The organism is Ralstonia sp. Ralssp135 (assembly GCF_047304345.1).
In the GTDB taxonomy this organism is placed as follows: domain Bacteria; phylum Pseudomonadota; class Gammaproteobacteria; order Burkholderiales; family Burkholderiaceae; genus Ralstonia; species Ralstonia chuxiongensis.
This window is the reverse complement of the sequence record NZ_JBGLYZ010000047.1, coordinates 1-26,094: the sequence shown is the minus strand read 5'-3', so window position 1 is coordinate 26,094 and position 26,094 is coordinate 1. Positions and strand designations below refer to the sequence as shown.

The window sequence follows — 26,094 nt, the reverse complement described above, 5'->3', positions numbered from 1 at the left end:
TCCTGACAGCTTCGTCATCCGTTTGATTGATTTCCCCCCTGCCTCGCGCCACCAAGAATGGTGACAGAGGGACGGGGGACATCATGCGACACGCTGAATCGGGCGTCATGAACGCATTGGCGGGTGTGCTGCCGCCAACGCTTGTGCAGCGGTTGCCGGACCGCATGATGTTGACCCGCGTGTTCCGCTTCGGGGTCTCCGGTGTTGTGGCCACCGGCATGCACGTTGCCATCGCCACCACGCTCATCAACGGTTTTTCTGCCTCCCAGGTGACGGCCAACGGCGTAGCGTTCGTCTGCGCCAACGTCTGCTCGTACCTGCTCAACGCGCTGTGGAGCTTCTCGGCCAAGCCGGGGCGCGCCAATTTCCTGCGCTTCTACGCCGTCTCACTGCTCTGCTTGGCGCTGACGCTTGCGATCTCGTGGCTGGCGCAGACGTTGGGCCTGAGCTACTGGGTCGGGCTTGCTGCCATCCTTTCGGTGGTGCCGCCGCTCACCTTCCTATTGCACCGGTTCTGGACGTTCCGCTAGCGGAGGGCAACATGGGCTGCCTGCACAAACCTCCCGCAATGCAAGCGACCAAGCGGCTTCGCGTTTCATCGCTGAATCATACCTACGGCCAGTTTCGGACTGCGTCTGTGGCGGCTACAACTGACGATAAGGGACGGGGAAATCTGCAAGCGACCGGCGAGCCGCGGCAGGTAGTCGGTACAACGCCCGATAGCCACTCATACCGGCGGAGGCGAAGGCATATGCGCGCGCATACCAAACAGAGAGAACGAGGGGCGGTGCTCCCGATGGTCGGCTTGACCCTTGCCGTGTTGCTGGGAATGGCAGGTCTGGTCATCGACTTGAGTGGCTTGTTCGTGGCCAAGACGGAGCTTCAGTCAGCGGTGGATAGCTGTGCCTTGTCAGCGGCGCAGGAACTGGATGGTGCATCGGATGCACTGACTCGGGCGACGAATGCGGGGCTGACAGCGGGCAATGCCAACCGCGTCGTCTATCAAGCATCGTCCGCATCGTTGGCGAACGCGGATGTCACGTTCAGCACGGCACTGAACGGTACCTACAGCGCAGCCGGCGTGGCGTCGAGTTCGTCGAGCTACGTCAAGTGCACGCATACCACGAGCGGGATCACGGCACGCTTGATCAAGTTCGTTGGGGGTGCCACCAGCAATGCCGTTGCTGCGCTGGCGGTGGCCACGCGTGTACATGCGCAGAGCACGTGCCCCATTCCAGTGGCCCTGATCCCAAAATCCGGGGGTACGGCTCCCAACTATGGTTTCCAGATCGGTGAGTGGGTCAGCATGCTGTACTCCGGCGGGTCCACTACACCGGGTGAGATGGGTTGGTACAACCTCGACGGCTCCACCAATGCCAACGAGACGAAAACCGAAATGGATCAGGGCTATTGCAATTCCAAGATCGGTGATCAGTTGGGGACACCTGGTGCGAAGGTCTCTGTTGACGACAACTGGAACGGGCGCTTTGGCATCTACAAGAACAAGTCAAACGCGTCGCAACTGCAGCCGGATTTCACGGGCTACGCCTATACGTCGACCAATTGGACGAACACGGTGCCGCAGAACGCCTACAGCGGCACACCTGCCGCGGGCTCCGACAAGAGCGCTGCCAATTTCAAGAGCAAACGGCTTGCCTATGCCAACTACGACGATACCGGGACGAGTGTCACCGGCGGCGACAAGATCACCGGGCTCAACGTCAAGGGCGGCTACAAGAGCCTCGCCACCAGCGGGAACAGTGGCGATTTGGCCACCTATGGGGTGAATCGGCGCGTTGTCCTAGTACCCGTCATCTCATCCGCGTCAAAGATCATCGACTACGCCTGCATGCTGATGTTGCAGCCCATTGACGGTGTCCACAACACGCCGCAGTTTGAGTTCCTGGGTAACGCAGGGGGCACCAGCAGCCCGTGTTCACCCAGTGGCCTGGCGGGCGGCAGCAAGGGCCCCTTGGTTCCAGCATTGGTGCAGTAGGAGCAAACCATGAAGACGCGACAACGACAACATGGCGTGGCGCTGGTCGAACTGGCCATCATGCTCAGCCTGCTGCTTGCCATCACCTTCGCGATAACGGAGTTCGGCCGGGCCATCTACTCGTACAACACCTTGGCCAAGGCCACACGAGACGCCACCCGTTACCTGAGCACGCAGGCCGCCGGCAACACGACCTCCTATACGACTGCAACAAATCTGGCGGTCTACGGCACGCCGACGGTCGGCAGCACGCAAGCGCCGCTGGCACCGGGGCTGACGTCCAGCATGGTTTCCATTTGCGATGCGTCCAACACGAGCTGCACGTCCAACATTGCACAAGGGACCAACCCGGCCATCAACACCGTCACCGTCACGATCTCGGGCTACACGTTCAACCCGGTGATCGACATGATGGCGTTCCTGCGTTTCTATGCGGGCGGCACCGGGTCGATCACCTCGTTTCCGTTTGGGAACATCTCAGTGACCATGAGGCAGTCCTATGAATAAGCATCAGAAAGGTACGACGGCGGTTGAGTTCGCCATTGTGGTAGCGCTCTTTCTGACGGTGCTGCTTGGCATCCTCGACTTTGGGCGCATTCTCTTCACCTGGAACGCCGTGGGAGAAGCGACGCGCTGGGGGGCGCGACAGGCGGTGGTTTGCGGGCAGGGCTCGACATCTGTGTTGAGCAAGATGCAGACCATTCTGCCGACGCTCACGTCTGCGAATGTGTCAGTGCAGTGGTACGACACCAGTGGGGCGGTGAGCACCAGCTGTGATGCTACGAGCTGCGGTGGTGTTGCAGTCAGCGTGACCGGTATGACGGTGGCGCCTTATTCGCCTGCTACCTGGATTGGTTTTTCTCAACTCGCTGTGCCGGGGTTTTCGACTTACTTGCCGCGAGAGGTCATGGGACAGGATCCTAATAGCAGTAGTGTTTGCTCCTGAGTTAGTCTCTTAATGGTGTTGGTCTGGTTCAATTTTTTTCGGGGGATGGGCCTGGTGGTTCATCCCCTTTTTCATTCCCTGCCGGGCCTGACCCACTCTCTTGGTCTTGCCAAAGAAAGTCAGCAAAGAAAGACGTGCCCGATCTGAGGGAAGTTCCTTTTTCCTCCTTGCAACAAAATCCAAGACGCCATCAAGGGCAGGGACGGTAAAGCCGTCGAGAGTTCAGCGTTGCTTTGCTCGCTGTGTAGGTTGAGTGGATTCTTAGATTCGGTGCCATGTTCGGTGCACCAGAGAAAAAGGCCAGCCCATCTTGAGGTTGGCCTTGTCGTTTGGGCTGGTGTTTAGAGGGTTTGGCGTGTGACTTCTCTGCCCGAGATGGCACCTCGAATTTCTGCAAGCGGCCAGGAACAAGGTGGGCAAACTGTCGGAGCGAAGCGACATTCCCACCCTTTCCCTGATTACAGAAGTTCAAGAGGAAGTCGCCATCTCGGGCGCATCTATCTTTGCTGATTTTCTTTGGCAAGACAGTGCGTCAGCCCCGGCAGGGGATGAAACAGGGATGGGCACAAAGGCCCGCCCCGGCAGGGCGCGAAAGGAAGGCAGACCACTAAGCTCAACCCCGAGGCCGAAGCCCAATCCCATTTCCCAAACGCTAAAGATACAAAGGAAAAAGCCCGGCGCACGTCCGGGAACAGGACCACCGCGCTAGCACATACGCCAGGTGATAGTCCGGGGGCCTTCACTACCAGCTATATTCGCGCGCGCATGTCAGCCTCCCGAGCCAGTCATGGTCGGCAGCAGCACACGGTAGATCTGGATGAATGCTGGGCCGAGCAACACCAGCAGCAGCGTCGGGAAGATGAAGAAGATCAGCGGGAAGAGCAGCTTCAGCGCGATCTTGGCGGCCTGTTCTTCGGCACGCATCCGGCGCTTGGTGCGCAACATGTCTGACAACACGCGCAGCGAGTCGGCAAGGCTGGTACCGAAACGGTCTGCCTGGATCAGCATCGATGCAAACCGGTCGACGTCTTCCACACCGGTGCGCAGCGCCAGGTTGGTGAGTGCTTTTTCCTTGGGAAATCCGGAACGCAGCTCCAGCAGCGTGAGTTCCATTTCTTCAGCCATTACGGGACAGCGCAGTGCGAGTTCGTCCGACACGCGCATCATGGCGGCGTCCAAGCCGAGCCCGGCTTCTACACACACCGTGAGCAGGTCGAGCATATCGGGAAACTCCTCGAACACATCGCGCTGACGATGCTCGACCTTGCGTGCCAGTGCCGCATTGGGCAGGTAATAGCCAATGGCGCTCAGTAGCCCCAGAACAGCGAGGACCACCTCCTGGTCGTGATGTTCCGGCCGGCTGCTCAGCACCAGCAGTGCCATCAGCGGGAAGAGGATCGCCAGCACCGTCTTCACACCAAAGTACAACGACGGCGCCCACGGTTGCCGCCAGCCAGCATTCATGAAGCGGATGCGCAGTTGCGAGTTCTCCCAGCCGTCTTTGGGCAACGACAGTTGCGAGACCGGCTTGGCCCAGGCGGCCAGTTTCTCTACCCAGGCATGGTCGGGGCCGCCGGCCAAGTCTGCGCCCACGGTCTGGCCGCCGATCTGTTGCATCCGGCCGCGTGCGCGGTTCGGAGAGAACAGGTGCAGCAGCCCAAGTGCACCGCCAAAGGCGGCCACGAAGATCAGGACAAGAATGAAATATTGATTGGAATAGAGCGTTTGCATGATCGTCTCCCCCCAAGAAAACGAAGTCACGTTGTCAGGTCAGGTCACCGTGCTGCATATCGCACGTCAGTCAGACCCGGATACGGATGATCTTGCGCATCCAGATCAGCCCCATCACCATGTTGAACAGCGCCAAGCCGATCATCTTCAGGCCCATCGGGTCTGTCCATAGCACCTTCATGAAGTCCGGGTTGACGAAGAGGATCATGCCGGCGGTGCCGAAGGGCAGCAGCCCGAGAATCCATGCCGACAACCGCCCTTCGGCTGACAGCACGCGGATCTTGTCGTACAGCTTCAGGCGCTCGCGCACAAGGTTGCCGATGGTGTCGAGAATTTCCGCCAGGTTGCCGCCGCTTTCGCGCTGGATGAGCACGGCAATCACGAAGTAGCGCAGGTCATTGACGGGCACTCGCTTGGCGAGGTTGGTCAAGGCTTCATCGAGCGACACGCCGTAATTGATTTCTTCGAATGTGGTGCGGAACTCGGGCCCCATCGGCTCCTTGATCTCCTGCCCGACCATGCCCAGCGCGCTGGCGAAGGAGTGGCCGGCACGCAGTGCACGGGCAATCATGTCCACCGCGTCGGGAAGCTGCGCCTCCAGCTTCTTCAGGCGTTTGCGCCGCTGCGATGCGATGTGCAAGACCGGCAGCGCAGACATGAGCAGCGCGCAGGCCGTCACGATGCCAAACGGGAACGGCAGCAACGCACCTACTGCCAGTACTCCGACGCCAATCAAGATCGTGTATCCCAGGAGCTGCGCGACCGACCAAGCGCTGCCGGATTGCTCCAGCCAACGGTCGATCGTGCTCACGCGGGGCAGGCTCATCAACCAGCGCTGGAACTGCGGTGATTCGCTCAGCAGGCGTTTCTTGAGAATCGAGAGCTGTTCGGAGCCGACGTGACCGCCCGCGGACAGCGCACGGATGCGGGCATCAACACGCTTGGCCTCGGGGCCGTGGTAGTTGTTCCACCACTGGTAGACGCCCTCGATGCAGAGCACGACGGCCGCGAACAGCAGGATTGCGAACGCGTAGAAGATTTCGTTCATTTAGGGTGCCCCCGTTTCTAGATCGCGCTTGGACCACACTGGTGGTGGCTTTGGCTTCAAGCCCTTAGACCTCAAAGTGCCTTTGCGGGTCAAAGGTTTCATCTGGCAAGCCCACCCCGAACACGCGCAGCCGCTCGGCAAATTTCGGATAGACCCCCGTGGCGCGGAAGAGCCCCTTGACGGACCCGTCTTGCGCGATGCCCGTGCGCTGGAAGGTGAAGATTTCCTGCATGTTGATGACATCACCTTCCATGCCGGTGATCTCCTGGATGCTGATGACTTTGCGGCGCCCATCCGTCAAACGCGCCACCTGGATGATCACGGTGATGGCTGATGCGATCTGCTGGCGGATTGTTTTGGGTGGCAAGTTCAGGCCCGCCATGTTCACCATGTTTTCCATGCGCGTCAGCGCGTCGCGCGGGGTATTGGCGTGCACGGTGGTGAGTGACCCTTCGTGACCGGTATTCATGGCGTTGAGCATGTCCAGAGCCTCGCCGCCGCGCACTTCGCCCAGGAGGATGCGGTCTGGTCGCATGCGCAGGGCGTTTCGAACCAGTGCACGCTGCGTGATCTCGCCTTTACCCTCGATGTTGGGCGGGCGCGTTTCCAGGCGCAGCACGTGCGGTTGGCGCAGTTGCAGTTCTGCGGCATCTTCAATAGTGACCATCCGCTCGTCGGCCGGGATGAAGCCCGAGAGGATGTTCAGGAGTGTGGTTTTGCCGCTCCCCGTGCCGCCCGACACCAGCACGTTCACCTTGGCTTGCGACAAGGCTTGCATCAGCTTGGCCATGGGCGGCGTGAGTGTCTTCAGATCGATCAGGTCCGACACCTGCAGCGGGTTGGTCGCAAACCGGCGGATCGAGAGCAGCGGGCCATCGATGGCCGAGGGCGGAATGATGGCGTTCACCCGCGAGCCATCGGGCAGGCGTGCGTCCACCATCGGGCTGGTTTCATCAATACGGCGACCCACGCGCGAGACGATCTTCTCGATCACCTTCATCAGGTGTGCATCGTCGTAGAAGGTGACGTCGGTAAGTTCCAGCTTGCCACGGCGTTCGACGTAGACCTGCTTTGCCGTGTTGACCAGGATGTCAGACACCGTCGGGTCCTGCAGCAGCGGCTCGAGCGGGCCGAAGCCGAACATCTCGTCATACACATCGGTGGTCATCTGCCGACGCTCGGTGTCGTTGAGCAGCAGCTTTTCTTCGTCGATGATGTTGTTGACCAGGGTGCCGATCTCGTGGCGCACCTGCTCGGTCGGGAAGCGGGCCAGCCGTTCCAGATCCACGCGGTCCAGCACCACTTCGTGCACGGTTTTCTTGAAGTCCCGATAGGCCGGATGGCCCGCCACCTTGTGGTGGAGTGGCGCGTGTCCATTCATGGACATCGGCGCGGGGTCCGGGCGGGAGAGTTGTTCGCGGATCGACATGATGGGCTCCGTCTGACGGGCGAAATGGACAGGAGAAACTCAAGCAATGTTCGGAGACGACGTCTTGGCCCGCGAGAAGAACTTGCTCAAGGAGAAGCCCTTCTCTTGCGACGCGTGACGATCGTTCTCGCGCGCTGTGGCGAAGACGTTGGCTAAGGCCATGAGTGCCTTGGCCATGGCGCTGCTGCGGTGATGCTGGGCAATGGGCATGCCCTGGCAGATGGAGTCATCCACCGAGGCCGCATCTTCGGGAAGCACATGGAAGAGCTTCTGTCCGAAGACTTGCTCCAGCGTGCTGCGTGGCAGCTCGTCGCGCTTGCCATGCCGGTTGACCAAGATGCGCAGCTTTTCGGCGGGGTAATGCAGGCCGTGCAGGATATCCAGCAGGCGCCGCCCCGTGCGGGCAAAGGCAATGGTCGGCTGGACCACGACGCAGATCTGGTCGCAGTGGTCGAGCACCGCAATCGACAGCGGGTTGATCGCTTGCCCGACGTCCACCAGGATGAAGTCGTAGATCGGTGACACCAGCGAGAGCACGTACTCGATCTTGTCCTTCTTGATCTCGCCCGCCTTGATGGGGTCGCTGGCGCCGGCCAGGACGTCAAAGTCCTTGGTCACGCGTGTCAGACACGCTTCCAGGAAGGCATCGTCCAGGCGGTCGACCTGTGCGCACACTTCGGACAGCGTGGCGGGTGGCGTCTTGTTGCTCACCAGAAAGTGCGTGTCGCTGAACTGCGTGTTCAGGTCGATCAACAGCACGCGCTTGTGTTCGTATGCTGCCAGCGTGTAGCCGACGTTGCTGGCGATGAAGCTGGAACCGGCGCCGCCCTTGCTGGAGATGAAGGCAATCACGCGCGCTTCCTCTCGCGTTCTCGGGATGTGGTTGGTTTCCAGCCGCGTGAGTGCTGTCGTCAGTTGGGCGCGTTCCAGCGGCCAAGTCAGGATGTCACTGACGCCGGCGCGCAGTGCGCGAATCAGGTCGTCGCGTTCCTGGGTTTGCGTGACGAGGATGCAGGGCAGGTCGGTGAACTGCTGCCGCAGCAGTTCGATGCTCAGCATCTGGCTCGGGCCACTGCTTGGCTGGTCGATGATGAGCGCATCCGCGCCGCGCAGTTGGCAGGCATGCGTGGACAGGCTGCCCGGTGCAGCATGCAGGTGCATGACCTGGTAGCTGCCGGCTGCGGCTACCAGGCGTGCAAGGTCCGCCAGGCGCTCACCGTCTTCGGAGGCAATCAAAATCTTGAGCATGGCAAAGCTCCCCGTTCGATCGTGTGTTCTTTATGTCGTTGCATCGCGCTGTGACAGGGCTGGCCTGGTATCAGGCTGGCAATGGCGGATGCTGTTTGGGCACCCGCCAAGTGCTGTCAGCGCGAGAAGCTGCCGGACATCCCGCTACCGCCGTACCCACCGCTGCCGAATCCGCCGTACCCTCCGCTGCCGGTGCCAGTACCCCCAGCGGGGACGCGGGTCATCGAACGGTCATAGTTGCTCATGGCGGCTACGGCGGCTTTGCCGTCATAGCCATTCAGCGCGGGCAACCCGGCCGGTGCGTCGGGATTGATCACCTGTGCTTGCTTGACGCTGGTGACGGCCTCACCGAAGTGCTTGTCCCAGTTGGGTGTCGTGGTCATGCAGGCAGTCAGGGCCTGGCAAGCCAGGATCAAGAGTGCGGCGCGTTGCAGGTATTTGAGATTGGTGTTCATGGCATATCTCCACATGGTTCCCGGGTTAGCGTGTCTGCGGGGTTGTGGTCGTATCGGCCACTGCCGTCTGCCGGCCCTGCGTCTTGGTTCTGGCCTGGGCCAGCCGTGCTGCGGTGGCTTCGATGCGGGCGACACGCGCGGCGTTGTCGTCCGTGGGCGCCGGGGCCGATGTTGTGGCGGGCGCGGCTTCTGCAACCGGTAGCGTGGCCGCCGGCTTTTCTGGCGTGACGTTCGCCGGCTGCGTGGGCGGGGCGATGCTTACCTCAGTGCGCGGAGCAGGCATGGCCTGGGCCACCGGGGCGGGTGCAACCGGAGCCGGCATCGGCGCCTGCGAGCTGGGCGCAGTGGGTGCGCTCGGTGCCTGTGCGGGTGCCTGCGGTGCCGTCGCAGGTGCCGCGGCCGCTGCTGGTTTGGCTGCGCGATTCTTGGCGCCGGAGCCTTCCATGTTGCCCGTCAGGTAGACGGCAAGCTCGTTGGGCGTCGAGAAGCTGTCAGTCGGCAGCGGATACGAGGCTGTCTGCATTGGCTGCACCAGTCGCGGCGTGATGACGATGACCAGCTCCGTCAGATCATGCTGGAACTGCGTACTGCGGAAGAGCGTGCCCAGGACGGGGATTTCGCCCGCGCCAGGCAATGCCTTCAGCGAACCGCGTGCGTTGTCTTGCAGCAGCCCACCGATGGCGAAGCTCTCTCCGTCTCGCATCTGCACGGTGGTGGAGGCGCGCCGCGTGGTGATGAGCGGCAGGATGGTCTGGCCGTTCGTGTTGGCACCGGTGACAGTTGCGCCCGTGGGGGAGAGTTCCGACACCTCCGGTGCCACCTTGAGGTTGATGCGGCCATTGGCCATCACGGTTGGCGTGAACTTCAGGCCAACGCCGTATTCCTCTTCTTGCAGCGTGATGGTGGGTGCACCGCCTGAGCTGCTGCTCTGCGCAACCGGGATGTAGATCTTGCCACCTGCCAGGAAGCTGGCTTCCTGCCCGCTGAGCGTGACGAGATTCGGCTCGGCAAGGATCTTCACCAGGCTGTCGTTCTTTTGCGCATCCAGCTCAACCTGGAATGGCCGGTTGTTCGCCTTGTTGCCAAAGAGCGCGGTAGACGAGCCGGTCAGCAGGGAGGTCAAGAGGCCGCCGCTCCACGAGCCGAATCCGCCTTGGACATTGAGTGCCGAGCCCAGCTGGTTCAGCAGGGTCTTCGACACTTCCGCCACCTTCACTTCCAGCATGACCTGCTGCGGCGTATCCACGATCATCATGTTGATGACGCTGGCGCCGGCGGGTGCACCGGCTGCGCCACCGCCCTTGTCTGCGCCACTCTGTGCGGAGGCTGCATAGGCGTGTGCGATTTCCATGGCTTGCTGCGCGGCCTGCGCGCTCGACACGTTGCCGGCGAGCACCAGGCTGTCAGCCGCGGTCATCACACGAATCTTGCTTTCCCCTGGCATCAGCTGTGCGAGCGAGGTCTGCAAGCCGCCTGCATCTGCGTTGACCACCACATTGACGATGCTGCAGGCGCCGCTGCGACCCTGCACGATCATGTTGGTGGTGCCTACACTGCGGCCCAGCAGATACATGGATTGCGGCGACACCATGGTGGCTTGCACCACGGCTGGATTGCCGAGGGTGCGATTGCGCACGGGCTCTGGTAGCGAGATGAGCGAAGACTTGCCAACCGGCACCACCACGCTGCTTTCGCCGCGCACGGCGCCCGTGCAGTTTGGTCCACGTACATCAGCCACCGGTGCGGTCGCCAGCGCCGGGTTCATGCTGATCGTCATCTGCACCGGTGCGGATCCACCGGCACGAGACTGCATCACGACCGGTGCTGTGGTGGACTTGGCTACGGCACCCGCTTCCATGGCCGTTTGTGCTGTCGCGTGCGTTGGCATGCAGAGCATGGCGCCGGCGGCACTCGCCAGGACGAGCATGCGTGTGCTGCCGAGGATCTGTCCGCTACGTGGCGCGACAGTGGCGACATTGGTTTTTTGGTTCGTCTTCATATCTCCCCCCCCGAGGGTCTGCTGCACAGGATGAAAATGCGGTTGATACGCTGTGGCTGGTTAACCTCTACGTTGCAATGCGTGTTGAAGAACTGTCAGGTGCGGCGGGTCAGAAGCATTCCATGCTGCCCTGCACGCCAGCCAGGACACCGATGCAGTCGCGTTGCCGGATCGGGCCCGAGGCAACGTGGCGCACCTTGGCGGTTGCACGCGTCGTGCTGACCATCACCACCTTGGGAGCGGGCTCCGCTGCGGGCGTGCCCAGCAAGGTGCCCTTGGTGGCGCCGCCGGTTGCCGTGGCGGCCACGTCAACCTGATTGCGCAGCACCAGCGAGAGCGTTCCAACGCTGCGTGCCACATCGAGCTTCTCTGCCTGATCGGGTGTGACTTCCAGCGTGACCGCGTTGACGACCTTGGGTTGCGTGTCGTCGCGGCTGACTTGCTGTGCGACTGCCAGCACCAGGATCTTTTCCAGCACGATCTTGGAGATGCTGTTGTTATTGTTGTTCGCGCTCTTCGCGTCTTCATTGGTGTTGACGATCACGTCGACCAGGTTGCCTGGCAGTGCGAAGCCCGCTACGCCCACCACGTCATTCACACGCACGGTAATGGCGCGCTTGCCTTCCGCGATGACGGCAGAAAGCCCGCCCTTGGTCCCGATGGGTGCAAGCTTGCTCTCCAGAATCGGTTCGCCTTTCTGCAGGCTCGCGCGCACCACGCGCCCTTGCAGCGCCTTGGGATCGTCAAACGTGCCGGGCGGCAAGCTGCCGGCTGGCCAGCTGACCATGCGCAATTGCTCATTGCCCAGCGGTTGGCCAAGATCCATGTCGCTGGCGGCCACCGCGACTTGTTTGACGGAGCTGGATGACTGCTGAGACAGCCAGCGTGATGCAGAGACAACGGCCGCGATCCCCGCTACCAATGCGACGATCAGCATCACGATTGCACGCGCGTTTTTCATGATGAGTTCCCCCTTCTGAGATCAATAGAGCGGATCGGATTGGCGAGGCTCAGGTGCGAGCCTGCATGTCCTGCCGCCAGCCCATGCCCGCACTCATGGAATCGGTTGTCTTGAAATCTGTGTGCGAACAGAAGTAGATGTCCCATGCCCGGCGCAGCGCCTCTGCGGTCACCTCGGATGGCCCACCGTGGTACTGGACGGCGGAGGCCACCAGGCGCAGCAGGTCGCGCGGAATGCAGGCCAGCAACGGTTTGCCGCTGCCCTCGTGCAGCGCTTCGCGCAGGTAATTGAAGGCGGCATCTGCGTTGTGCAGGCCGAGATCCTGCGCAGCGCGCAGATAGACCTCCCGGTAGTCGGCCACCGAGAGCGGGCCTACGTAAAGCTTGCTGCCGAGTCGGCGCAGGAAGGCGTCGTCACCCAACTGAGCCGGCTCAAGGTTGGTCGAGAAGATCGGCCAAACATCGAACGGCACGGTGAACCGCACGCCGTTGCGCAGCGAGAACATGTCGACGCGGCGGTCCAGTGGCACGATCCAACGGTTGAGCAGCTCGCTCACGCCCACTTGCTGGCGGCCAAGGTCATCGACGATGTAGATGCCGCAGTTGGCCTTCATGTGAGGGGGCGCTTGATAGAAGCCGGTTGTGCCGTCATAGCGCAGTTCGAGCATCTCCAGCGTCAGCTCGCCGCCGGAGAGCACCGCGGGCCGATGGCACATCTGCCAGCGGCGGTCCAGTGGGCGCCGGGCCAAGGGGCCCTCTTCATCTTCCTGCACCACGTGCACGAGTGGGTCGAAGATCTGGATGATTTCGCCCGCGATCGTGATGGCGTGCGGCACCGGCACGGCGCCGGGCAGCAGCATCCCGAGGTGCTGGGCGAGATAGGTCTTGCCGCCGCCGGCAGGGCCGTAAAGCATTAGCGCGCGGCTCGTGTTCAGTGCGACGCCCACATCGTCGAGCAGGTCCGGCGGCATCACGAACGTGCTGAAGGCGGTGGTGACATCAGTCTTGGACAACGAGGCGAACTGGATGGAGTGCCGTTGAACGGATTCAACATAGGCTTCCAGCGTGACGGGCGCGGCGCCGACATAGCTGCAGCGCGCAGTGAACTCAGCGGCGCGTACATAGCCGGCGTCGGTCAAGTGAAAACGCACGTCCAGGTCGTTGGCGCCGCGGTGGGCGACTTCCAGCATGCGCTCGCGCACGGCGTAGGCCGCCACTTCATTGATGACCATGGCGGGCAGCTTGATGGTGTCCATCAGCGTGACCAGCGTGGCGCTGCGATGCAGGTAGGCCACCTTCATGAGCAGACCGAGCAGCAACGAGATGTCCAGGCCCGTTTCGGCCACGGTGCGCGGCAGGATGTGCCAAGGGGCAGCGGGCTCGCGACGGGCGGCGTCCAGCCCGGTGGGCGATGGCACCGCCTCCAGCGAGCGCGGCGCATGTTGGGCGTGCCCGAATTCTGTGTGCTCGATTTTTTGGTCCCCGATCATCTTCATCACCATTTGGCTGAGTGAATACGAAGTGCGCGCCCAGATGTGCAAATTGCGCGCATCAAGCCGATGCAAACAGGACTGCAATCGTGCCGGCGGCAATCGCAACGCCGTACGGCAACGTGCCCACCGACCATGAGGCATCGGCTTGCGGCGTTGGCGCACCGGCTTCCCGGCTGACCTGCCCCGACGTCAACAGGACGTCGCGCAGGTTCCGGCGCAACTGCGCCATGCGCTTATGCCGGAGGGTAAATACCAGTGCCCAGATACCGCCGATCACGAACGTGGCCATTGCAATCTCAAAAGCCATGAACGCACCAAGCCAGGCGCCTACGGCAGCCATGAGCTTCACGTCGCCCGCCGCCATGCCGCGCAGTAGATAGAAGGGCAGGAAGATCGCCAGGCCCGTAAGCCAGCCACACGTCCACTCCAGCGCGCCATTGCCGAAGCCATGGATTGCTACCTGCAGCGGCAGCGCTGCAAGCCATGCACCGAAGGTCAGCCAGTTCGGGATGCGGCGATGTTGCGCGTCGATGGCCGCCGCTATCAGCGCCACGCCCATAGCAACGGGGCCAATCATTGACGAGAGCAGGGTGGCATCGTTCATGGCGTCCTCGGGTTCTTTGGTGCGGTTGCGTGTTCAGTTCAATGAGGTCGGGTCTTGCAAAAGTTGTTGTTGTTCGGCGCGGCGCAACATCATGGGATGGCCGCAGCGATCATTTCGTAGAGAGACTTCACACTGCTACCCAGCGCCACGACGGAGCCGAGAATGACGATCGCGATAAGTGAACCCAGCAGTGCGTACTCGATCGAAGTAACGCCTTGATCGTCGCGCAGCCACTTCCTGGGGTTGATTGGCTTATGCATGCTGGTCTCCTGCGTAGCGCTGGTAGCTGACCGAGTTGGCAGTCCGCTAGAGCGCGGCTGCAATGTTGGAGAACACCGTACTCAGGTTCGTGCCGACGAGCTGAACCGAGGCGATGATCACCACGGCGATCAATGCCGCGATCAGGCCGTACTCGATTGCAGTGACAGCTTGTTCGTCGTACAGGAACTGCTGAAGAAGCGTGCTGTAGCGGTTCATGACAATCTCCCTTTGGCTATATGCCGGTTGTTTCTGGAGCGTGGGTTGCCACGTTCATGGCGCCCCACGCTTGCACTCGCTTGGCATGCATTGCTGGGCAGTAATGCAGTGAGCCTTGGCGTTTGCAACATCAGCGCGTTAGAGCGCGTTTGCGATGCTGTTGAACACGGTGCTCAGGTTGGTGCCGACCAGCTTGACCGAGGCGATGATCACGACTGCGATCAGGGCGGCGATCAGGCCGTATTCGATGGCGGTCACACCATCTTCATCACGGGCGAATTGCTTGAGTGCGTTGAGGTAGTTCATGACAATCTCCTTCAGTGGAAAAAATGCGCGTTCGAAAAGCCAGAATGAAAGAGGTCATGTCGGCGGCGCACAGATGGCACAAGCATGAAACGGCCAGCAGCCCTTGCTGCCTTCACCTGCCCGCAGGAACTCACGTGACACGCACCGTGCGGTGTCGCGCAGCGTGCTGTCCCGTGTGGGCGATGTGAGCGCGTTGTTGGTCGGCATTTGTCTCGATCCCTTTTTTTTCAATTCGATGCTTTGAATTGGAGATTCCGTTTCGCTTCGCCGTCTGCTGTGAACTTGCTGCTCCCCGTTCAAGGCGGCGGTGACGATGTCCTGCGATCTGGCATAGGCAAAAGCCGGGCCACCCCCGTGCAGTTCCATGTGCGACAAGGCTTTGCGGGCGATTGGCTGAATTCGAGGGCGCGTGCTTGACGGTTGGTGCCCGCGTTCTCGGGGGCGGAGTTGCCAGGGGGAAACGCGTGGCGTGGCACGTCGATTTGGATGAGGCTACGTAGGGATGACGCAGCACAGGGGTGTCCTCATTCAAATGGACAGGTGGGGGGGTAGCGTAGTGGATGGTGGAAATCGCCGTCGGGTAGGCTGGGGGTCTGCGTGAGCCTCCTCACCGTGCCCCAGCCGAGGGTGTGTCCATAGCGGGGCGACGTTTCCGGATGGAAACGTTGATGGATCCTCCTGGCGTATCGCTCTGATGGTTGCGCGTAGCAAGGCAGTAGCCACAACGCATCGCGGGAAATGTCCCCGCGCTTCAGTGCTGAAACGTCGATGCAATTTCGACGCTCGGGCGGCGCTAAACACAGACCGCAGGCGCGTGCCCTACCTTGCCTTATCCGAGTGCACGAACAAGACTGGGCTCTAAGACCCGCACGCGGCGTGAAGCTGTCGCGCGCGTGCCGAAGCCCACTCAGCGCAGCGCAGACATCGTGTGCCGCGCACCACCCGGAACCGACGCGAGGAGCAGCATGAGCCAGAGATCTGTGCGTCTGCCAGCCACGCGCAGCGCCGCAGCAGCAATTCGTGCAACCGGTGAGGATGCTGCTGGCCACTGGATCGATCTGGCCCGAGTGCGTGCCTACAGCGGTGCGCTGCTGGTTCTGTTCTGCGTGCTGCTGCTTGGCTGGGCCTGGACGAGCAATGGCTTTACCGATGTGACGATGGCGCGTCCTGGAACGGATTTCTCGGCGTTCTGGGGTGCCTCCTATCTCGCGCTGACGCAGGGCCCTCTGCAGGCATACGACGTGCACCAGCTGACTGCGGTGATCGCCGAGCATGGAACGTTGGGAAGGGGGGCTGAGCTGATCCTTCCCTGGCTCTATCCGCCGACCTTTCTGCTGATGGTCTTGCCGCTGTCTTTGTTGCCGCTGACCTTGAGCTACCTGCTGTTCCTGGCCGGCACGGGGCTCGTCTATTTCAAATCTATCGCCAAGTTGACGGGGGCACAGCACCCCTGGCGCCAGGGATTGTGGTTGCCCGTGCTGGCCGCGCCGGCAACGCTCATCACCATTCTTGCTGGCCAAAACGCGCTGTTGACAGCTGGTGTGGCCGGGGCTGCCGTGTATCACCTGAACAAGCGCCCCGTGCTTGCCGGTGTGCTGATCGGATTGCTTGCCATCAAGCCGCAACTGGCGGTGTTGTTCCCGCTGGCCCTGGTGATTTCGCGTGCATGGAAGGCGCTGGCCAGCGCGCTGCTGACAACCGTGGCGTTTGCGAGTGTCAGCGTGTTGGTCTGCGGCTGGCGCACGGTGCCGGCGTTCCTTGCCAACGCGCAATGGGTGCGGGCGAGCTTCGTCGAGGGCGGCGCCAACCTATGGTGGGGCATGCCAACGCCTATTGCAGCCGCCCGGCTGGCCGGGGCGACCGTGACCGGTGCGTACGCCGTACAGGTGTTGACAGCGCTGGCGATGGCCGCCGCGATGGCCTATGTCTGGCGGCGGACGACGGCGTCTGAGTTACGTGCTGCGGCGCTGGCGATTGCCACGCTGATGGTGTCGCCATATCTGCGTGACTACGAGCTGACATGGCTGGGGCTGGCCATTGCCGGTTTGGTGGGCGACGGTGTGCGTGATGGCAGCGGCAATGGCCTGTCGAGCGGCGAGCGGGCGGCGCTCGTTGTGGCCTGGCTGCTGCCGATCTATGAGCACGCCAATCCGTATTTGAAACTACCGCAGATCGGGCCGCTGGTTCTGATCGCCATGATGGCGCTTGTTGTGCGTCGCGTGGCAACACGGGTGTGAGGGCACCATGGCCATCGCCTTGAACCTTCTAAAGCACAGGGCGCCCGAGGCAACGACGGCGTCTCCAGTGGCAGCCGCGGGTGCTCGCCACTGGTTGGGCCCGGACCGCGTGCGCGTGTACTCGATGGCTGCGCTGGCCTGCTACGTCGCCTACTTTGTAATCTGGGCTGTTCGCGCCAGTGTGTTGAAGGTCGCAGGCGTCTTTCCGCTTGGCGGCGATTTTCTGGTGTTCTGGAGCGCCGCGCAGTTGGTGCTGCAAGGGCACCCGCTCGCAGCCTACGATGTGGCTGTGCTGCATAACGTGGAGCTGGCAACCGTCCCACTGGTGGCGACAACCCAGGGGCTGTTGCCCTGGTTCTATCCGCCAACCTTCCTGCCCTTCATCGCGCCCTTCGGGCTGCTGCCGTACTGGCTTGCCGTGCTCGTCTTCCTGAGTATGAGCGTCGGGTGCTTCCTGTGGGTTGTCGGCCGAATCGTGCCATGGCGGCAGGCATGGCTGCCGTGCGCGGCGTTTCCGGGGATTGCGGTCGTGCTCGCAACGGGGCAGAACGCGTTGCTGCTGGCGGCATGTGCTGGTTTGGCGCTCACCTTGCTGCATTCCCCTCGCCCCAAGCGGCCCCCCAGCCCGATCGCCGCGGGCATGTTGCTCGCCCTGCTGACGGTGAAACCGCAGCTGGCTGTGATGTTTCCGGTGGCACTGATGTGCGCCAGAGCCTGGAAAGCGTTGATTGCAATGGCGCTGACCTCACTCGCGCTGGCAGTGCTGGCGCTGGCAGCGTTCGGCCCGCAGTCGTTCATTGCCTTTCTGCACAACGCGGCGTTTGCACGGTCGGTGGTGGAAGCCGGCACAGTCCATCTGGAGCGCATGCCGACCCTCTTTGCCATGGTCAAGATGCTGCACGGCAGTGTGATGTTGGCCTACGTGCTGCATCTTATGGGGGCCTTCACGGCCTGTGCCGCAGTCGCCTACGCCTGGAGTCGGCCTTGCAGCTTTGCACTGCGCGCCGCAGCCGTGCTGACGGCAAGCATGCTCGCCAGCCCCTACCTGTACGACTACGACCTGGCGTTCCTCGGTCTGGCCATTGCCTGGCTGGCCTCCTACGCGTTACGGGATGGGTGGCTGCCAGGTGAACGTGAAGGGCTCATCCTGCTGTGGCTTTTGCCGCTGGGCGGAATGCTCTTGATTGACCGACTCGGCTTTCAACTGATGCCACTTGTATTGCTGCTTGCACTCGCGCATATCGCGCGCCGTATTCATCTTGAGCGCACACGCAACGCGTCACGTAGCCGCGTGCCAAGGCGCCTTGGACGGGGAGAACAATGATGTTGGATTACAAAAGAAACCAACTCCTTTCGCTGGTCGTACCGTTCTACAACGAAGGCGAGGCGCTGGAGTCCTTCTTTGCACGGGTCGTGCCGATCCTGGAGTCGGTCGAGTTCATGCAGTTCGAGATCGTGTGCGTGAACGACGGTAGCAAGGACGACACCCTGCAGAAGTTGATCGCGGTGTCACGCATGGACGAGCGTGTACGGGTGATCGATCTGACACGCAACTTCGGCAAGGAAGCCGCGCTGACGGCCGGCATTGACGAGGCACTTGGCGATGCCGTCATCCCAATCGATGCTGATCTGCAAGACCCGCCGGAACTGATTCCCACCCTGGTGGCACACTGGCAGAAGGGGGCGGAAGTGGTCCTTGCGCAGCGCGCCAGCCGTGCCTGCGACACCTTCCTCAAGCGGGTGACTGCCGCGGCGTACTACCGCGTCCACAACACGTTGTCCGACCTGAAGCTGCCGGAGAACGTTGGCGATTTCCGCTTGATGGACCGTGCGGTCGTCAATGCGCTAAAGCAGTTGCCCGAGCGACACCGATTCATGAAGGGCCTGTTTGCGTGGGTGGGTTTCAACACCGTGATCGTTCCGTACGAGCGCGAGGCACGCAGCGCGGGTCAGTCGAAGTTCTCCGGCTGGCGCCTGTGGAATTTCGCGCTGGAAGGCATCACCAGTTTCAGCACCTGGCCGCTGCGCAGCTGGACGTATATCGGTTTGGCCATTGCAAGCCTGGCATTCGTGTACGGCAGCTACATCATCGCTCGCACCATGGTTCTGGGTGTGGATGTGCCGGGCTACGCCTCGCTGCTGTCGCTGCTGCTGTTCTTTGGTGGCCTGCAATTGATCGGGTTGGGCGTGGTGGGCGAATACATTGGCCGCATCTACGACGAGGCCAAGGGGCGCCCGATCTACCTGGTGAAGCGCCGCTATCAGGAGCGCCGGCTGCGCAACCGGTTGACGGGTGAGCGGCGCGTGATTCAGATGGTGCGAGGTCAGCGCGGTTAGGCGCGTTCCAGCAAGGGAGGCGCGTCATGTCGGCAATGGATTCTGGGCGCCTGTCCCGTCGCCTGACCGTCTATGCGATGGCAGCATTGGTGCTCCAGGTCTTGGCGTTGATGATCTGGGGGATCCGGTTTTACGTGCTGCACGACTGGACAGCGCCAATGCTCGGCTACGACTTTTCGGTGTTCTGGTCCGCCGCACGGGTTGCGATCGAGCACAACGCCGCAGCTGTGTTTTCTGCGCAATGGATGCAGCCGATGGAAGAGTCGTTGCGACACCAGATCGGCTACTCCCCATGGCCTTATCCGCCCACCTTCTTGCTGGCAGTCATTCTCTTCGGGCTGCTGCCATTCGGGGGCGCCCTCATCCTTTACTTTGTGCTCGGCTTGTCCGCTTATGGCGCGATGCTTGTGCGTATCAACCGCAACGTCGACCGTGCATGGTTGCCTTGGGTCGCCGCGTTCCCAGGGGTGCCTGTCGCGCTGGGGTTGGGCCAGAACTCGCTTCTGACCGTGTCTGCAGCGGGCGCCGCGCTTGCCTTGCTTGAGACAAACGCGGGCGTTGCCGGGCTGTGTATCGCAATACTGGTGATCAAGCCGCAATTTGGCGTGCTGTTTCCGCTGGCGCTCGTGTGCGGGCGGCAATGGAAGGTGCTTGTTGTGGCGGGTCTGTGCACATTGGCCTTCGTTGGAGGCAGCGTTGCCATCTTTGGTGTTGATGCGTGGCGCGCGTTTGCTGCGTATCTTCCCGAGTTCAGCCGGATCGCGGTGGAGCATGGGGGCCGTGACATGTGGAGCGGCATGCCAACCGTATTCGCCGTCAGCCGCAGCGTGGGTCTACCCGTGGGCGTGGCTTATGTTGTGCATGGCTTGGTTGCTGCGCCTGCTGTGATCGTGATGACCTTCCTGTGGACCAAGCGCGCAAGGTTCGAGCTTCGTGCAACGGCCTTCGTCGTGGCCACGCTATTGATGCAGCCCTACATCATGTTCTACGACCTGGTCTGGTTGATCCTGCCGATCGTCTTTCTGATGCGCGATGCCAAGGTCCAAGCGTTGAATCGTCTGGAGTGGATTCTGCTGGCTGCGGCGTGGCTGGCACCTTTGCAGGGCGTTCTTGCGGCCTATGTCGGCCGCTATCTTCAGGTGCTTCCTACGGTGCTGGTTGCGCTACTGGTTATGGCGGTGCGGCGTCATTTCGCATCCGTTGCGATAAGCACGCGTTCTGCTGACTGTCTTGCCGACCACGTGGCTGGCGTATCCCGAGTCGTTTAAGTGCTTGTGGTGGAGTAAGTTGCGCCCCATGCGTCAGCGTTGCGGCACCTGCGATGACGTTGCATGCGAGAGCATTTGAGACCACGCATTGAACCGGTTACGAAACGGCATCTCGACGTAGTTGTGCAGCACATGGGCGGCGGCAAACGCCCAGAAGAGAAACAACGCGTAGGTGAAAAGTTGATCCGCGAGCTCGACGTCTGCCGGCATGCTCACGACAAGCGGCAGCATGACGCCATGTGCCAGATACAGCGGGTACGACACCTTGCCGAGATATTGCGCGGCTGGCGTTTGAAGGATGTGCGAGACGGGGCCGCGGTCACTGATGAGCGCACCGATCAGCGCACCGAACGTCAGTGGCGCGGTCAGTGCAGACCCGGGAAGGGCATCTGCCGAAATGAGCAGGAACAGCGCTGCTGAAAACGCCGTCACCTGAAAGACGGGGTGGCTCGCCCAGGGAATAAGGCGATCTCGGAACTCATAAATGAGGGCGCCGATGAAGAAGCCCGCAATACACCGCAGCCAGCCGAATTGGTGAACTAACTTACTGAGGCAGCCGCCCTGGAGAAGACAGGCTCGGTCGATCTCGATCCAGGCGGCCAGCGCCCACGCCGTCAGGGCTAACGCTGCGAATACCACCATACGGGTGCGGCCGCGCATCAGGATACAACCCGCACCGAACAGAAGGTAGACGTACATTTCGTCGCTGGCGCTCCAGCTCACGGCGTTGCCGATGCCGGCCTGGAAGACGTTCAGGCCCTGCGACATGGTGGCGAGTGCCAGCGTCTCGCCAAACGCCGGCAGATGGCGGGCCACGATGAGGGCGAGGACCGTGGTTGCGATGTGCGTTGGCCACAGACGGCCAATGCGGCGGATCATGAACGTGCGCAGCGATGCGGGATTCGACAACTGCGGGCCACACGCGCCGCTGATGACGAAGCCGCTCAAGACAAAGAAGAGGTCCACCGCAAGGTAGGCATTGGCAGACATCGGGTGCGGCCATGCGCAGAACATGTGATGCACAACGATAAACAAGGCCGCGATGCCGCGCAGGCCCTCAAAGCTTCTGTTCACGCCGTTGTCCCCCGTGCCGGGTTGGATGCGTGTGCGCCAATCGCGGCAACGGGGGGTGTTGCAGCGTCAAAGCTTTCGTGTGGTGCGATCACGCGTTGTGGCGCACGCGCGCGCCGCACGATGATGGCGAGCAAGGCCACCAGCACGATCGGCGCCCATTGCCCTGTCCGGTGAGAAAGCACAGCGAACAGGCCTTGTGCAGGTACCAGCCAGGCGGCAAGCAGCACCGCATTTTCGAATCGGTTGCTGCTGTAGCGTACAAAATCGACCGCAAGCCAGACCATCGGCAAAGCGAGCCAGGCGAGGTCGTAGTAGATGAGATAGGGCTGCACCATCAGCGTCGCAACGGGCAGTGAGGCAGCGCGCAACTCAAAGCGGCAGGCGCTGCGCCATAGCCAAACGCAAACCGCAATCACCAGCAGCGACACGCCGGCGTGAGCCGCATATGACACCGTGGTCGAGTACCCGGCGGACCGCAGCGTGCCGAATACCGTTGGCGCGCCGTACAGGATCACACCACCGTTCTCGACAATAGCGTGGCGGAACATGGCCATGCTTCTCGCGGCGGCAACAAAGGTGGCGGTGCCAAATGCGAGCCAGCTCACCGCTAAAGTCAGCGCCGAGAAGAATGCCGCCGATGCGAGCGCGCGCCACTGGCGCTCGCAGAGTAGGTATAGCGGGAACAGGATACCCAGTTGCGGTTTGATGCACAGCATGGCGATGCAGGCACCTGCCGCCACCGGAGATCGCCGCAGCAGCACCAGCGCCGCACCCGCCGCTGCTGCGGTGAAGAGCGAATTCTGCCCCGTGACCAGCGTGACCCACACACCAGGAAACGCAAGCGCCGGAATGAGCCAAGGCAGCCGCAGCGCGCCTGGCACCGACCGCAGCGTTTTGTTGAGCATCCCCAGATAGAGCGCAATGCCGCAGCCCGAGAAGGCCACCGTGGCCGCACCAAACGACAACAGGCCGATCGGGTAGATCAGCAGCAGAAACGTTGGCGGATAGGAGAACGGTCCAAAGATGTCGGGCGGCAGGATGGCGGCTTCCGTAGCGCGCAACAACCCCCAGTCATACGCAGCTGTCGCGCCGTGCGTGATGGCCAGGTTGGCGGCACTCCAGAAGACAGCCAGATCCCACCCCGGCGAGGGAATGGTGGTGTTCTGCAAGATGTGGTGGCCCCACCACCACACGCCGAGCAGGAAATACTCAAGGAAGAGCAGGGCCCCGCCGTACACGTACAGTCGGCGGGACCCTTGCCAACTTCCCCCTCTCGCTCCCCTCGACCCCGGCGCTGGGTCAACCCGCGCCGTCTCCTGCTGGCTGACTGACATGGTCCGCCCCTGTTTTTTGTTCTGTCCCCGCCTTTTTGCCTTGCTTTTACCCCTGCACACACACCATCCCAAGTTCGCCCTTGCGGATCTGCAGCTTGTGCTCGCGCATCATCCGGAACAGCGTGACGCGTGAGATGCCCAGCTCTTCGGCCACGTCGATGAGCCGTTCATGATTGCGTTGCAGGGCTTCTTTGACGGCACAGCGCTCGGCTGCTTCCCGGGCCTCGGCCAGGGTAGGCGGGCGCGACGGCTCGACGGGCTGCTGCAGGTCGAGGTCGGCCGGCTTGATGATGCCGTCTTCGCACATGGCTGCGGCGTGCCTGATGCGGTTGATCAGCTCACGCACATTGCCCGGCCACGTATGCGCGCTGAGTGCACGCAGTGCCGCCGGTGAGAACCCCTTGATGTGTTCGGGCGAATGGCCGCGCACGCTGTTGAGGATGTGTTCGGCCAGCAGCAGGATGTCGGTATCGCGCTCGCGCAGTGCAGGTTGCTTGACGCGCAGCACGCAGAGGCGGTGGTAGAGATCGCCGCGAAAGCGTTCCGCGGCGATGGCCGCTTCTAGGTCGACATGCGTTGCTGAGATGACACGCACGTCGACGGCAACCGACTCTGTACCGCCCAACCGTTCGATGCAGCCGGTTTCCAGAAAGCGCAGCAGACTGGTCTGACTTTCCAGCGGCATATCGCCGATTTCATCCAGGAAGAGCGTGCCGCCGTGCGCCATTTCGATGCGGCCGGGCTTGCGCTTGACGGCGCCGGTGAAGGCGCCACGCTCATAGCCGAACAGTTCGGACATCAGCAGCGTGGGGGGAATGGCCGCGCAATTGACGGCGATGAATGGCTGGCCGGCGCGGCGCGAGGCGCAGTGGATTGCGCGTGCCGCGAGTTCTTTTCCGGTGCCGGATTCGCCCGAGACCAGCACGGGCGTATCCCATTTCGAGACCTTCTCGATGCTGCGGAACAGGCCTTGCATGGCGGGGCAGTTGCCGATCATGCCATCGGGGCGCAGCGCATCGCGTGTGAGCGTTGCCGCCGGGCGCAGGTGTGCCATGCCGACGGCGTGCCCCAGTGCGTGTGCCAATTCGGCGCTGTCGCACGGGATGTTGTAGTAGTCGACAAAGTACAGGCCGAGCAGCTTGCGCATCGGGTCAGACAACATGTCGCCGTTGCCGACCACTCCGATCCAGCCAATGTTCTGCCGGGCAAGCCAGGGTTCCAGTTCTTCCAATTCGGTGTCGGAGTAACCGCAATCCAGATCCAGCAGACCGCCCAGGACGGACTCTTCGCACAGGTTCAGCGCTTCAAGGTCGCGGCGGTTGTTGGCGAAGAGCAGTTGCCAGCCCTGTTGAGCCAGGTAGCGGCAACGCGTTGCATCGTGACGCAGTGAAACATAAAGCAACGGGCGGTTGATGTACGCGTTCATGTTTTCCCCCAACGTTTTTCTATGGGGCCGCGCACTGCTGTTGCGGCCACCAATGGACTGCCAAGTCAACCGTCGGACAAGGGCGGAAAGCCGTCCGTCCGCAAATGCAGTCTGGGGGAGGAACCTCTATGCACCATGGGGCTGTCGGCGTGCGGTGCATGCCTGGCAACCTGGCGGTCTCGTTTGTTCGAGACTGGCTTTGACGTCGGTTCGCACCGACATTACCCCCGGACAACTTCTAATTCGACTTTCACTGCTACGAGTGGACTCCCCTCGCATTGCCCGAGGCCGTTATGAATGGCTGTATCAGGCGTGTTCTTGGGTGCTTGGCCATCTGGTGTGGCCGCTGCACCGCCTTTGTTCTGAGCTTCCCCTCGGAGTGCCGTTGGATTTGCGCTCCGTCTTGAATCTGTCCTGCGGTCTCGACGGCGGCGTTTCACGTCGCTCTGGTTCGATTGCCGAGCCTCCGGATCACTGATTGGCCTTGCTGGCCCGGACAGTAGAGCGACGACCATGCCACGGCGGATAAACCGTTGAGCCACAACGATTCCCGCCAGAACCAGGGTATTTGCAGTGGCAGGCGCTAGTCGGATGTTTCGAATTGGATACGTGCCGGATAGCGACAGGGGCCACCGAAAATCGCCTCAGACGGAGGTGATTTGTGCGCAATACATCGCGCAAACGGACGCAAAAAGTGACGTTAAATGCCTGTTGCAATGCAAAAACTCGGGGGCAACCAGAGGGGCCTCGAATGGTTGCATTCATGAAACATGGTTCGCAAATCCTGCAATGCAGAGCCCCGTAGCGGGTGCTCTCGTATCGCACGACGCACACGTCCGTCGCGGAAATGGCGTAACGGCTTCTCGGCGATGTGGGTGACGGCACCGCAGAACATGAAGCAGATGCCTGAGGGGCGGCGCCTATCAGGTCATCCTAAAAGATGAGGCGCCTGATTGCCTGGGCGTGTTGCCCATGCGTTCCTTCGCGCGTGCGCTTTTGTATCAGAACTGAAACACGTGCCGTGGATGTGCACGTGCAGTCGGATCTTTGCGAAACAAGGCGATGGATGTGGCGGCAGCCCCCGGGGCTTGGGACGCTGCTTGGCAGCCTCGCTTAACGTAGCGCCGTTACAGCACGACCGGCCGGTCGCTCAGCTCATTGGTGCGCGGTGTGCCATCGGAAGGCACGTGTGCGGCGAGGAGGTCGTTGATCTGCGCCAGCGCATCGAGCACCGGCGCCATGGCCACGCGTTGCGCGAAGCCGCGCGTGATGGTTTCGCAGATGGTGCGCCACGTGTGTGCGTCGACTTTCGCGGCGATCCCGTGGTCGGCCAGGATCTCAACCGCGTGGTCAGCCAGGTTGATGTAGAGCAGCACGCCCACGTGCTCGCGCGTATTCCACACTTCCAGCAACCCGAACAGCATCCGGGCGCGGTGACGTGGCGACACGCCGGCCCACGCGTCGCGCACGGGCAGCGAGCTTTCGATGACGACGCGCACTTCGCCGCGATGGCGTTGTTCGCCTTCGCGCACGGCGGCTTCGAGCTTTTGCAGATCCTCGGGCGGAAACGCGCGCCTGGCGTGCGACGAGGTCGTCAGCAGGTGGGCGAGGGCGCGGCGGGCGCCGCGGTGATGTCGGGTTGTGGATGCCATGGATGCGTTTACCGGTTACCAGTTGCCGGAGGCGCCGCCGCCGCCGAAACCACCGCCGCCGCCTCCGCCGAAGC

The 26,094-nt window shown here is 62.1% G+C and carries 25 protein-coding genes; 8 read left to right on the top strand and 17 right to left on the bottom strand.

Features of this window, described 5'->3' with window-relative positions; translation table 11 throughout:
* Window positions 1–83: 83 nt before the first annotated feature.
* The 4 genes from ACCD03_RS22770 (at window position 84) to ACCD03_RS22755 (ending at window position 2,942) form a co-directional block, all read left to right on the top strand.
* Window positions 84–530, top strand: a complete 447-nt coding sequence (locus tag ACCD03_RS22770) for a GtrA family protein (RefSeq protein WP_413412966.1) — start codon at window positions 84–86, stop codon at window positions 528–530.
* 221 nt (window positions 531–751) lie between these two features.
* Window positions 752–1,996, top strand: a complete 1,245-nt coding sequence (locus ACCD03_RS22765; protein ID WP_253536523.1) for a pilus assembly protein TadG-related protein — start codon at window positions 752–754, stop codon at window positions 1,994–1,996.
* Between the two features lie 9 nt (window positions 1,997–2,005).
* Window positions 2,006–2,503 (top strand): TadE/TadG family type IV pilus assembly protein, encoded by a 498-nt coding sequence (locus ACCD03_RS22760; protein WP_413412965.1) that lies wholly within the window; start codon window positions 2,006–2,008, stop codon window positions 2,501–2,503.
* Window positions 2,496–2,942: a TadE/TadG family type IV pilus assembly protein gene (locus ACCD03_RS22755; protein WP_045203584.1), complete on the top strand. Its 447-nt coding sequence runs from the start codon at window positions 2,496–2,498 to the stop codon at window positions 2,940–2,942. Before ACCD03_RS22760 ends, ACCD03_RS22755 begins: the two co-directional genes overlap by 8 nt.
* 768 nt (window positions 2,943–3,710) lie before the next feature.
* Here the strand turns inward: ACCD03_RS22755 and ACCD03_RS22750 are convergent.
* The 13 genes from ACCD03_RS22750 to ACCD03_RS22690 form a co-directional block, all read right to left on the bottom strand.
* The gene (locus tag ACCD03_RS22750; protein ID WP_045203583.1) at window positions 3,711–4,673 is read right to left on the bottom strand and encodes a type II secretion system F family protein; all 963 of its coding nucleotides are present in this window, start codon (window positions 4,671–4,673) and stop codon (window positions 3,711–3,713) included.
* A 70-nt stretch (window positions 4,674–4,743) separates the two neighbouring features.
* Window positions 4,744–5,721: a type II secretion system F family protein gene (locus ACCD03_RS22745; protein ID WP_045203582.1), complete on the bottom strand. Its 978-nt coding sequence runs from the start codon at window positions 5,719–5,721 to the stop codon at window positions 4,744–4,746.
* A 64-nt stretch (window positions 5,722–5,785) separates the two neighbouring features.
* On the bottom strand, window positions 5,786–7,150 hold the full coding sequence (locus ACCD03_RS22740) for a CpaF family protein (RefSeq protein WP_045203581.1): 1,365 nt from the start codon (window positions 7,148–7,150) through the stop codon (window positions 5,786–5,788).
* 39 nt (window positions 7,151–7,189) lie between these two features.
* The gene (locus ACCD03_RS22735; RefSeq protein ID WP_045203580.1) at window positions 7,190–8,398 is read right to left on the bottom strand and encodes an AAA family ATPase; all 1,209 of its coding nucleotides are present in this window, start codon (window positions 8,396–8,398) and stop codon (window positions 7,190–7,192) included.
* Window positions 8,399–8,514: 116 nt separating this feature from the next.
* Window positions 8,515–8,853 (bottom strand): hypothetical protein, encoded by a 339-nt coding sequence (locus ACCD03_RS22730; protein WP_413412964.1) that lies wholly within the window; start codon window positions 8,851–8,853, stop codon window positions 8,515–8,517.
* A 25-nt stretch (window positions 8,854–8,878) separates the two neighbouring features.
* Window positions 8,879–10,852 carry a type II and III secretion system protein family protein gene (locus ACCD03_RS22725; protein WP_413412963.1) on the bottom strand — a complete coding sequence of 658 codons (1,974 nt, stop codon included), beginning with the start codon at window positions 10,850–10,852 and terminating at the stop codon, window positions 8,879–8,881.
* Window positions 10,853–10,961: 109 nt separating this feature from the next.
* Complete coding sequence (gene cpaB, locus ACCD03_RS22720) at window positions 10,962–11,813, bottom strand: Flp pilus assembly protein CpaB (RefSeq protein ID WP_325649584.1); 852 nt, start codon at window positions 11,811–11,813, stop codon at window positions 10,962–10,964.
* Window positions 11,814–11,862: 49 nt separating this feature from the next.
* Window positions 11,863–13,302, bottom strand: coding sequence for an ATP-binding protein (locus ACCD03_RS22715; protein ID WP_413412962.1), 1,440 nt, complete (start codon window positions 13,300–13,302; stop codon window positions 11,863–11,865).
* A gap of 61 nt (window positions 13,303–13,363) precedes the next feature.
* Complete coding sequence (locus tag ACCD03_RS22710; RefSeq protein WP_045203576.1) at window positions 13,364–13,909, bottom strand: prepilin peptidase; 546 nt, start codon at window positions 13,907–13,909, stop codon at window positions 13,364–13,366.
* 89 nt (window positions 13,910–13,998) lie between these two features.
* Window positions 13,999–14,169: a Flp family type IVb pilin gene (locus ACCD03_RS22705; protein ID WP_024976443.1), complete on the bottom strand. Its 171-nt coding sequence runs from the start codon at window positions 14,167–14,169 to the stop codon at window positions 13,999–14,001.
* Window positions 14,170–14,215: 46 nt separating this feature from the next.
* Complete coding sequence (locus ACCD03_RS22700) at window positions 14,216–14,386, bottom strand: Flp family type IVb pilin (protein ID WP_004629689.1); 171 nt, start codon at window positions 14,384–14,386, stop codon at window positions 14,216–14,218.
* 138 nt (window positions 14,387–14,524) lie between these two features.
* Complete coding sequence (locus ACCD03_RS22695) at window positions 14,525–14,692, bottom strand: Flp family type IVb pilin (RefSeq protein WP_045203575.1); 168 nt, start codon at window positions 14,690–14,692, stop codon at window positions 14,525–14,527.
* Between the two features lie 54 nt (window positions 14,693–14,746).
* Window positions 14,747–15,058 (bottom strand): hypothetical protein, encoded by a 312-nt coding sequence (locus tag ACCD03_RS22690; RefSeq protein WP_253536527.1) that lies wholly within the window; start codon window positions 15,056–15,058, stop codon window positions 14,747–14,749.
* Between the two features lie 599 nt (window positions 15,059–15,657).
* On the opposite strand from ACCD03_RS22690, the gene ACCD03_RS22685 reads away from it, so the two are divergent.
* The 4 genes from ACCD03_RS22685 (at window position 15,658) to ACCD03_RS22670 (ending at window position 20,534) form a co-directional block, all read left to right on the top strand.
* Window positions 15,658–16,929 carry a glycosyltransferase family 87 protein gene (locus ACCD03_RS22685; protein WP_413412961.1) on the top strand — a complete coding sequence of 424 codons (1,272 nt, stop codon included), beginning with the start codon at window positions 15,658–15,660 and terminating at the stop codon, window positions 16,927–16,929.
* A 7-nt stretch (window positions 16,930–16,936) separates the two neighbouring features.
* Window positions 16,937–18,253, top strand: a complete 1,317-nt coding sequence (locus ACCD03_RS22680) for a glycosyltransferase family 87 protein (RefSeq protein ID WP_413412960.1) — start codon at window positions 16,937–16,939, stop codon at window positions 18,251–18,253.
* Complete coding sequence (locus ACCD03_RS22675; RefSeq protein WP_004629683.1) at window positions 18,253–19,266, top strand: glycosyltransferase family 2 protein; 1,014 nt, start codon at window positions 18,253–18,255, stop codon at window positions 19,264–19,266. The genes ACCD03_RS22680 and ACCD03_RS22675 overlap by 1 nt, the downstream gene beginning before the upstream one ends.
* Window positions 19,267–19,520: 254 nt before the next feature.
* On the top strand, window positions 19,521–20,534 hold the full coding sequence (locus tag ACCD03_RS22670; RefSeq protein ID WP_413412959.1) for a glycosyltransferase family 87 protein: 1,014 nt from the start codon (window positions 19,521–19,523) through the stop codon (window positions 20,532–20,534).
* A 33-nt stretch (window positions 20,535–20,567) separates the two neighbouring features.
* On the opposite strand, the gene ACCD03_RS22665 is transcribed toward ACCD03_RS22670, so the two are convergent.
* The 4 genes from ACCD03_RS22665 to ACCD03_RS22650 all read right to left on the bottom strand — a co-directional run bounded on the left by ACCD03_RS22665 (window position 20,568) and on the right by ACCD03_RS22650 (window position 26,020).
* Complete coding sequence (locus tag ACCD03_RS22665) at window positions 20,568–21,608, bottom strand: acyltransferase family protein (RefSeq protein ID WP_413412958.1); 1,041 nt, start codon at window positions 21,606–21,608, stop codon at window positions 20,568–20,570.
* Complete coding sequence (locus tag ACCD03_RS22660) at window positions 21,605–22,846, bottom strand: glycosyltransferase family 87 protein (protein WP_413412957.1); 1,242 nt, start codon at window positions 22,844–22,846, stop codon at window positions 21,605–21,607. Before ACCD03_RS22660 ends, ACCD03_RS22665 begins: the two co-directional genes overlap by 4 nt.
* 142 nt (window positions 22,847–22,988) lie before the next feature.
* Window positions 22,989–24,368 (bottom strand): sigma-54 dependent transcriptional regulator, encoded by a 1,380-nt coding sequence (locus ACCD03_RS22655; protein ID WP_325649603.1) that lies wholly within the window; start codon window positions 24,366–24,368, stop codon window positions 22,989–22,991.
* Between the two features lie 1,127 nt (window positions 24,369–25,495).
* A complete protein-coding gene (locus tag ACCD03_RS22650) occupies window positions 25,496–26,020 on the bottom strand; it encodes a TPM domain-containing protein (protein ID WP_045203568.1) in 525 nt (174 codons plus the stop codon).
* Between the last annotated feature and the right edge of the window lie 74 nt (window positions 26,021–26,094).

Bases quoted from the DNA above. Each gene is read 5' to 3' on its own strand.
- ACCD03_RS22750 (WP_045203583.1), bottom strand. From the start codon at position 4,673: ATGCAAACGCTCTATTCCAATCAATATTTCATTCTTGTCCTGATCTTC.
- ACCD03_RS22655 (WP_325649603.1), bottom strand. From the start codon at position 24,368: ATGAACGCGTACATCAACCGCCCGTTGCTTTATGTTTCACTGCGTCAC.
- ACCD03_RS22700 (WP_004629689.1), bottom strand. From the start codon at position 14,386: ATGAACCGCTACAGCACGCTTCTTCAGCAGTTCCTGTACGACGAACAA.
- ACCD03_RS22690 (WP_253536527.1), bottom strand. From the start codon at position 15,058: ATGGAACTGCACGGGGGTGGCCCGGCTTTTGCCTATGCCAGATCGCAG.
- ACCD03_RS22710 (WP_045203576.1), bottom strand. From the start codon at position 13,909: ATGAACGATGCCACCCTGCTCTCGTCAATGATTGGCCCCGTTGCTATG.
- ACCD03_RS22675 (WP_004629683.1), top strand. From the start codon at position 18,253: ATGTTGGATTACAAAAGAAACCAACTCCTTTCGCTGGTCGTACCGTTC.
- ACCD03_RS22765 (WP_253536523.1), top strand. From the start codon at position 752: ATGCGCGCGCATACCAAACAGAGAGAACGAGGGGCGGTGCTCCCGATG.
- ACCD03_RS22715 (WP_413412962.1), bottom strand. From the start codon at position 13,302: ATGATCGGGGACCAAAAAATCGAGCACACAGAATTCGGGCACGCCCAA.
- cpaB (WP_325649584.1), bottom strand. From the start codon at position 11,813: ATGAAAAACGCGCGTGCAATCGTGATGCTGATCGTCGCATTGGTAGCG.
- ACCD03_RS22650 (WP_045203568.1), bottom strand. From the start codon at position 26,020: ATGGCATCCACAACCCGACATCACCGCGGCGCCCGCCGCGCCCTCGCC.
- ACCD03_RS22725 (WP_413412963.1), bottom strand. From the start codon at position 10,852: ATGAAGACGAACCAAAAAACCAATGTCGCCACTGTCGCGCCACGTAGC.
- ACCD03_RS22755 (WP_045203584.1), top strand. From the start codon at position 2,496: ATGAATAAGCATCAGAAAGGTACGACGGCGGTTGAGTTCGCCATTGTG.
- ACCD03_RS22695 (WP_045203575.1), bottom strand. From the start codon at position 14,692: ATGAACTACCTCAACGCACTCAAGCAATTCGCCCGTGATGAAGATGGT.
- ACCD03_RS22685 (WP_413412961.1), top strand. From the start codon at position 15,658: ATGAGCCAGAGATCTGTGCGTCTGCCAGCCACGCGCAGCGCCGCAGCA.
- ACCD03_RS22770 (WP_413412966.1), top strand. From the start codon at position 84: ATGCGACACGCTGAATCGGGCGTCATGAACGCATTGGCGGGTGTGCTG.
- ACCD03_RS22670 (WP_413412959.1), top strand. From the start codon at position 19,521: ATGGAAGAGTCGTTGCGACACCAGATCGGCTACTCCCCATGGCCTTAT.
- ACCD03_RS22745 (WP_045203582.1), bottom strand. From the start codon at position 5,721: ATGAACGAAATCTTCTACGCGTTCGCAATCCTGCTGTTCGCGGCCGTC.
- ACCD03_RS22760 (WP_413412965.1), top strand. From the start codon at position 2,006: ATGAAGACGCGACAACGACAACATGGCGTGGCGCTGGTCGAACTGGCC.
- ACCD03_RS22735 (WP_045203580.1), bottom strand. From the start codon at position 8,398: ATGCTCAAGATTTTGATTGCCTCCGAAGACGGTGAGCGCCTGGCGGAC.
- ACCD03_RS22680 (WP_413412960.1), top strand. From the start codon at position 16,937: ATGGCCATCGCCTTGAACCTTCTAAAGCACAGGGCGCCCGAGGCAACG.
- ACCD03_RS22705 (WP_024976443.1), bottom strand. From the start codon at position 14,169: ATGCATAAGCCAATCAACCCCAGGAAGTGGCTGCGCGACGATCAAGGC.
- ACCD03_RS22740 (WP_045203581.1), bottom strand. From the start codon at position 7,150: ATGTCGATCCGCGAACAACTCTCCCGCCCGGACCCCGCGCCGATGTCC.
- ACCD03_RS22730 (WP_413412964.1), bottom strand. From the start codon at position 8,853: ATGAACACCAATCTCAAATACCTGCAACGCGCCGCACTCTTGATCCTG.